The sequence below is a fragment of the Longimonas sp. genome (genome assembly GCF_046498435.1).
In the GTDB taxonomy this organism is placed as follows: Bacteria; Bacteroidota; Rhodothermia; order Rhodothermales; family Salinibacteraceae; genus Longimonas.
Map to the genome: position 1 here is coordinate 1 of NZ_JAWOAR010000316.1, position 6,647 is coordinate 6,647.

Genomic DNA, 6,647 nt, shown 5'->3' on the forward strand with positions numbered 1-6,647 from the left:
ATCGGTTTTCAGGATGTTGGCTGCGAGCGGCGTATCCACCAGACCGGGAGCCACGCAGTTGACGCGTACGCCGCGCTTGGCGTAGGTGGCGGCGGCAGCGCGGGTAAGTCCGATGATGCCGCTTTTGGCCGCTGCAATGGCTTCGTGGTTGTTGAGACCGATGCGTCCAACGGCCGAGGAGCTCAGCACAATGCTGCCGCCACCACGCATGAGCGCCCGCGAGGCTGCCTTCACCGTGAAGAACGACGAGTCGAGGTTCAGCGCCATCTGCTCGCGATATTCCTCGATGGAGGTGAGGTGGGCCGGTTTCAGCAGAATGGACCCGACGGTGTGGATGACGCTGTCAATCTGGCCGTACGTGTCGGTGGCTGCATCGATGATGCCTTGCACGGGCTCATATTCGGTTGCATCAAGCGGGTGAACCGTCGTTTCTGTGTCGAGGGAACCAGCCAGTTCATTCAGATCGGATTCAGTACGTGCGCCCAGCACCAGGCGAGCGCCATCGTCGGCCAGGCGGCGGGCCACTTCCGAACCGATTCCGCCGGTGGCACCAATTATGACGAAGACGGGAGATGCATCAGAAGCGGACATAAACAGCGGGTAGGGTTGATGATAAGCGTGAATCGTAGTGGCGGAACCGCAGTGCGGTGTGTAACGCGGAGCGCATGCCAAGGCTCTACATGCGCTGTGGGGGTGCGTGCACAAGCAGAGGGTTGTAGGACAAATACGGGATGTAAGATTCTGTTGAGCCGTAGATATCGGTAGATCGTTACGGCCTGTTTTTTCAAGGGGGGCCATCCCCAAAAGCAAAGCGGACGCCCCCTGCTGGGGAGCGTCCGCTTGTAGCATAACGCCAAATCGTGTAGAGTCAGCGCAATGCACGGCTCATGTTGGGGGCCGGCATCAATCTTCTTCCGGCGGCATCAAGACACTATCGACAACGTGGATCACGCCATTGGCGGCTTCGATGTCAGCTTCAACCACCTGGCCTTCGCCTACCATCACACCCTCGTCAGACACTTCGATGGTCAGGTCATCGCCTTGCATCGTAGTGACGGTCTGCTCGCCGTCTTCGAGATCATCAGAGAGGGTTTCGCCCTCCACCACGTGGTAGAGCAAGATGCCTTCGAGATCCGACTTATCATCGGCACCAATGAGGTCGTCCAGTGCGCCGTCGGGGAGTGCTTCGAAGGCTTCGTTTGTGGGAGCGAACACGGTAAACGGTCCGTCTTCAGACAGCGACGACACGAGGTCTGTCGAGTCGAGTGCCGTAACGAGCGTGGTGAAACGCGCGTCCGATACCGCGATGTCGACGATAGTGAGAGAGTCCTGTGTCATGGCTGGGGCATCGTCTTCGGCAGCCATATCGTCGCCGCTATCATCAGACGAGTCGGGGGCGTCGCCGCCGCCACAAGCCGTAAGTCCAACAACGAGCACAGCCGCGAACAGCAGCATTGAGAGCCCGCGCATGATGTACGAGTGAGATGATTTCATGGATGGTCCTCCGTAGTTAGTCAACAAAAAGTGGGGTTGAGCAGTTGTGGCTTGCCATGCCATGTAGCAGCGAGGAAGACCGATGCATAAGCAGTCGGTTGCGAGTAGTGCGCATGGAGCGCTCGACTCGTATTTCGCGTGGGGTGACGAGGCATGGTAGCATGTACAAATCTAATATGGCGTACACGGAGTACCAAATACCACTGCTTTGGTGGGTGTCTTTGCAACTAAGTTACATTTGAGGGGTCGAATGATGTAACGTTCTTTCAGATCGTAACCGGAGCGATACCCATTGGGGCATGTGAACTGGTTGTTCTAACAAGAATGCGGGAGTGTGACCAGGCAAATCGACATCACATCCCGAGTCTGAATTTGCGTTGACCGGCTGTTTCTACAGAGGTACGGCGGGCAACAAACAAGCGGGTCCCCCCGGAGATGGGAGGACCCGTTCAGGATGTGCGCCGCATGCGCATCCCCTAAGAACCTGTTTGGGTTTTGGTTACGCTACACGCGCTCAATACCTACTGCTACGCCGCCGCCGGTGCCGTGGCAGATGGAGGCCAGCCCCTGGGCGCCGTCGTGGCGGATGAGCGCGTGCAGCAGCGTGACTACAATACGCGACCCGGATGCGCCAATGGGATGCCCCATTGCAATGGCGCCGCCGTGTACGTTCAGGCGGTCGGCCTCTACATCCAGCATGCGCTGAAACAGCAGGTTGTTAATCGCGAAGGCCTCGTTGTTTTCGAAGAGGTTGTAGTCATCCATGGTAGTACCCGTTTTGTCGAGCACCTTCTCAACAGCAGGGATGGGGGCTTCGGGAAAGCGCCATGACTCGCCTGCGGCCCAACTGCTTTCGGTAACCTTCGCGAGCGGGGTCAATCCGTGCGCCTCAACCGCTTCCTGGCTGGCCAGGAGCAGCGCGGCCGCGCCATCGCTAATCTGGCTGCTGTTTCCTGCCGTAAGTACGCCTTCTTCATCGAACGCCGGGCGCAGGCCGCTGAGCGATTCGGGGGTCGTGTCGGGGCGCACGCCCTCGTCGTGGTCGAGCGTTTCGGTGCCTTTGCGGGTGCGGTACTCGAGGGGAAGCATCTCGCTCTCGAATGCGCCGCTTTCGTGAGCCTGTGCCGCGCGCTGGTGCGAAGCGGCAGCTACTGCATCTAACTCGGCGCGTGATATGCCGTGCTCGGCGGCCAGGCGCTCGGTCTGCACGCCCATAGCCTCGCCCGAAAACGGATCGCTGAGTCCATCGCGAAACATCAGGTCAGTGACCTGCTCGTGGTCGCCGGGCAGGTACTTGTAGCCCCACCGGGCTTTCGAGGAGAGGTAGAAGCCGGTGTCTGACATCGACTCGGTGCCGCCGGTGAGCACCAGGTTGGCCTCGCCTGCCTTAATCATGGTGGCGCCGTTGATCAGGCTCATCATGCTGGAAGCGCAGACCATATCGACCGCGTAGCCGTCGATGGACTTGGGAATGCCCGCCTGAATGGCGGCCTGGCGCGGCACGAGCTGGCCGTGTCCGCCCCGCAACACGTTGCCAAACACGTAAATGTCGAGCGCCCCGCCATCAACATCGGCGGATTCGAGCGTGCCTTTCATGGCGTGGGCGGCCAAATCGACCGGCGAATGCTTTTTGAGCGCACCGCCGAAGCGTCCGATGGGAGTGCGGTGGGCGGCTACGATATATACGTCGCGCATGGCGAGTGGAGGGTGTGTGAGACAAGCAGGCAGGGGAATGCGCTGGAAAGGCATCCCAAGTAGGTGGACATACAGCATCCGGAAACGCTTCCAGAGAGGCAAGCCCTCCATCTAAAATTACAGCAGGCTCGGCCTGGGAGGTCGGTGTTTAGCAACTTGTAGCTCGGAATTGGTATTCCGACATTGGTTCGAAGGACGTCCCGGGCAGTTATTGGCTCACGCTAAACACGTACCCGGGGAGCCCGCCGCACAGATGTCGTTGGCAGCCCTTGGAAGCAGCATCTACGCATCGCCAGAGGTTTCGGGAGCGGGCATGGCGGTGTGGAAGTCCTCGTAGAAGCGGGTCATGTACTCGTGGAGCAGCACGTCGACGCGTTGTGGGGTCTCGGCACGCACGATGAGCCCAGCATGATGCTTCTTATCCATTTGCCATGCGATCGCCTCTTCCTGGTATGCCGAAAGGTCGGGATGCTCCTGGCGCGCCAGCGAAATGAGAATGCCAGCATAGTCCTGGTTTCGCTCCGGGAGTTCGTAGGCCTCGTTGCGGGCACGTGTCACCTCGATTCGGGCCCACTGCGCCCACAGGTTGATGCCCGTGGAGGCTTCGACCATTTCTGCGATGTGGGCTCCGCCGACACGGGCGGCGGTTTCGAGGAAGTAGAAGTCGCCGTCGTCGCGTCCGCGAATAAACTCGGTGTGCACCGCCCCGTGATGCATCCCGAAGTCTTGGATAAGCTGCTTGTTGAGCCTCCGGCAGGTGGCGGACTCGTCGCTCTCGCGGTCGAGGGTGCGGCTGGCAAAGATACCGCCGCCGTGCATCACGTCGAAGGGGGCATTGGCGTAGCGATGAGTTTCAGCAAAAATGACGGATCCGTCGCTTACGAGCGAATCGACGTGATAGACATCCCCCGGCACAAACTGCTCCAGCAAGAAGTGCGACTGCCGGTCGCCCAGTTCGTCGAGGGTGCGCCAGAGCACCTCGGGGTCGTGGATTTTCTTGATGCCAATGGCCGACGCCTCGCTCCTCGGCTTCAGAATCCACGGACGCGGGCAACGATCCATGAAGGCGCGAATGTCGTCGTAGTTGACGATCGGCACAAAGTCAGGCACGCGGATCCCCGCATCGCGCGCTTTCATGCGCATGGCGAGTTTATCGCGAAAGTAGCGCACAGCGGACTGCCCCATGCCCGGCAGGCGCAAGTGCTCACGCAGCATGGCGGCGTTGTACAGATCGAACTCGTCAAGCGGAACGATCCGGTCGATCTGCTCCGCCCGCGCCAGATAGCTGATGCTGTGAAGAACGTTGTCTTCGTTCGAGAAATCGGGCAGGTAGTAGACCTCGTCGATCGCCTCCCATGGCCAGTCGGCATCGCGGAGCTTCTCATCGGTCACAAAAATAACGCGGGCGCCCTGCGTCTTTGCTTCGCGGAGGAAGGCCGCGCCCTTTTCGTAGCTGGCAAGACACAGAAGGGTGACAGGCTGTTGCGTATTCATGGAGTCTCAGGTTTGTTGCTGTATATGTGTATTGTATAGGAGCGCATTTTGGGAGATTCGAAAGGCCACGTGCTACGGCAGTACGCGTCGCAAAAAGCGCAACCAGTTGCCTCCGAGAAAGCCGCTTCGCGCCGCTTCAGGCACCAGCTTTCCGAGTTTCGAGAAATCAGCGCCGCGTGTGAGTTCTTTGGGGGTCTCCTGCACCCCAAAACCGCCGTCGAAGTCGCTCCCAATCGCGACCTGGTCCCACCCAATCAGGCGGGCGATGTGTTTGGCATGGCGGTGCACATCGCGCAGCGTAACCTGCATGGTTGCATGATCGGGATGCAAGAACGCATCGCCAAGCACGATACCAACAACCCCGCCCGATGCTCCTACCGCGCGAATCATATCGTCGCTCATCTGTCGGTCGCCCGGCGATATGGCGCGGGCGTTGCTATGGCTTGCCAGTACGTACCGGGGCGCCAGGTCCATCGCATCCCAGAAGCTTTCATTGGAGAGGTGGCTTACGTCGAGCGGAATGTTGTGCTCGATCATGGCTTGCACAAGCGCTTTGCCGTTGGGCGTGAGCGGACCAGGCGCCCCGGTTCCCCCCGCGTATCGCGTGCTGCGCCAGGCCGGCCCGATCATGCGAAGCCCCCGGTCGGCCCACCACGCGAGTTCGTCGGGGGTGCGAATCGGGTCGGCGCCCTCCATGAGCACCACAAGTCCGACGGTGCGCTCCCCGCTCTCCCAGGCTGTAACGTGCACCTGCAGATCGCTTTGCGTACGCAGAATGCGAATGCGCCCTTCGTCTTCCCACTGCTCATAGCGTTCCAGTTGATCGACAGCGAGTGCGTGGGCTTCGTCGGGCGTGGCATAGCTGAGTTTTGCTTTCCACTTCGGTGGCTTCTCGCCCTCGTACTGCAAAGCCGAGCGGGGAATGGCGAAGAGCGTGCCAAATACAATGCCCACGTTAGCACGGCGCAGTTCGGGGAGCGTCACCAGCAGCTCCTGATGCGAGCGGTCTTCGTCTGCCCGAACGGCCATCACCTTGCGTGTCAGATCGCGTTTGTGAACGACAGCATTGAAAGCGAGATCGAGATGGCCGTCAATGTACATGCTGAGGAGAAGCCAGGAGAGAACGGAACGAAGAATGCGCGATGCATCCTACCCAAACAAGCGCCGCGTGCAACGTTTCGTAAAGGGGTCGGGGTTCCTCGGGAGTGGGGAATGCTATAGCCGGTGGAGGTCTGTATCCCAATCAGGTTACTGCCTGTATACGTTCACATCAGTACGTCGCAATGTCGCTGAACTTTTGGCCCAGACTCCTGTTTTGAAACAACAGCTTTACCTCATTTTCGAAATGCATGTACGGCCATGCCAATCGACACCCTCAAATCGAAGCGACGCCTGGTTGAAGAGTACGGTCTGGATGACCGACAGGCCGAGGGCATTGTGGAACTCATTGCTCAGTCGGAAGAGCGCGGCGCCACCGCCTCCGACATCGAACTGGCGAAGCAAGAACTCAGCAGCCAACTCGAAACGCTGCGCCAGGAGATGCAAGGCGGGGACGAAGCTCTACGATCAGAAACCGAGATGCTCCGTCAGGAAATGAAGGCCGGCGATGCGTCATTACGTCAGGCCATACAAGCAGCGGACGAGGCGCTCCGGGCCGAGATCGAACTCCTGCGTGAAGAAATGCAAGCAGGAGCCAAATCGCTGCGTCAAGAAATGCAAGCAGGAGCCAAGTCGCTGCGTCAAGAAATACAGGCAGTGGACAAATCGCTGCGTCAAGAAATACAGGCGGTGGACAAATCGCTGCGTCAAGAAATACAGGCGGTGGACAAATCGCTACAGGGTGAGATCAAGGGCCTTCGCGAAGAAATGAAGGCCCTTGATCTCACCCTGTAGCGATTTGTCCACCGCCTGTATTTCTTGACGCAGCGATTTGTCCACTGCCTGTATTTCTTGACGCAGCGACT

Annotated in this window: 6 protein-coding genes; 1 reads left to right on the forward strand and 5 read right to left on the reverse strand. The window is 59.3% G+C overall.

The genetic code is table 11. The features are described 5' to 3' along the window. The 5 genes from R6U20_RS12105 to R6U20_RS12125 form a co-directional block, all read right to left on the reverse strand. The coding region (locus R6U20_RS12105; RefSeq protein ID WP_410338111.1) for an SDR family NAD(P)-dependent oxidoreductase at positions 1–591 on the reverse strand (591 nt) is incomplete at its 3' end. Positions 592–903: 312 nt separating this feature from the next. Next, positions 904–1,494, reverse strand: coding sequence for a fasciclin domain-containing protein (locus R6U20_RS12110; RefSeq protein ID WP_410338112.1), 591 nt, complete (start codon positions 1,492–1,494; stop codon positions 904–906). A 504-nt stretch (positions 1,495–1,998) separates the two neighbouring features. Continuing rightward, positions 1,999–3,189 carry a thiolase family protein gene (locus R6U20_RS12115; RefSeq protein WP_410338113.1) on the reverse strand — a complete coding sequence of 397 codons (1,191 nt, stop codon included), beginning with the start codon at positions 3,187–3,189 and terminating at the stop codon, positions 1,999–2,001. 282 nt (positions 3,190–3,471) lie between these two features. After that, on the reverse strand, positions 3,472–4,683 hold the full coding sequence (locus R6U20_RS12120) for an acetyl-CoA carboxylase biotin carboxylase subunit family protein (RefSeq protein ID WP_410338114.1): 1,212 nt from the start codon (positions 4,681–4,683) through the stop codon (positions 3,472–3,474). 72 nt (positions 4,684–4,755) lie between these two features. Continuing rightward, complete coding sequence (locus R6U20_RS12125) at positions 4,756–5,784, reverse strand: dipeptidase (RefSeq protein WP_410338115.1); 1,029 nt, start codon at positions 5,782–5,784, stop codon at positions 4,756–4,758. A gap of 258 nt (positions 5,785–6,042) precedes the next feature. Between R6U20_RS12125 and R6U20_RS12130 the strand changes: the two genes are divergently transcribed. Continuing rightward, on the forward strand, positions 6,043–6,576 hold the full coding sequence (locus R6U20_RS12130; protein ID WP_410338116.1) for a hypothetical protein: 534 nt from the start codon (positions 6,043–6,045) through the stop codon (positions 6,574–6,576). The last annotated feature ends 71 nt before the right edge of the window (positions 6,577–6,647 follow it).

Coding starts and splice junctions, on each gene's coding strand:
- R6U20_RS12110 (WP_410338112.1), bottom strand. CDS start 1,494: ATGAAATCATCTCACTCGTACATCATGCGCGGGCTCTCAATGCTGCTG.
- R6U20_RS12115 (WP_410338113.1), bottom strand. CDS start 3,189: ATGCGCGACGTATATATCGTAGCCGCCCACCGCACTCCCATCGGACGC.
- R6U20_RS12120 (WP_410338114.1), bottom strand. CDS start 4,683: ATGAATACGCAACAGCCTGTCACCCTTCTGTGTCTTGCCAGCTACGAA.
- R6U20_RS12125 (WP_410338115.1), bottom strand. CDS start 5,784: ATGTACATTGACGGCCATCTCGATCTCGCTTTCAATGCTGTCGTTCAC.
- R6U20_RS12130 (WP_410338116.1), top strand. CDS start 6,043: ATGCCAATCGACACCCTCAAATCGAAGCGACGCCTGGTTGAAGAGTAC.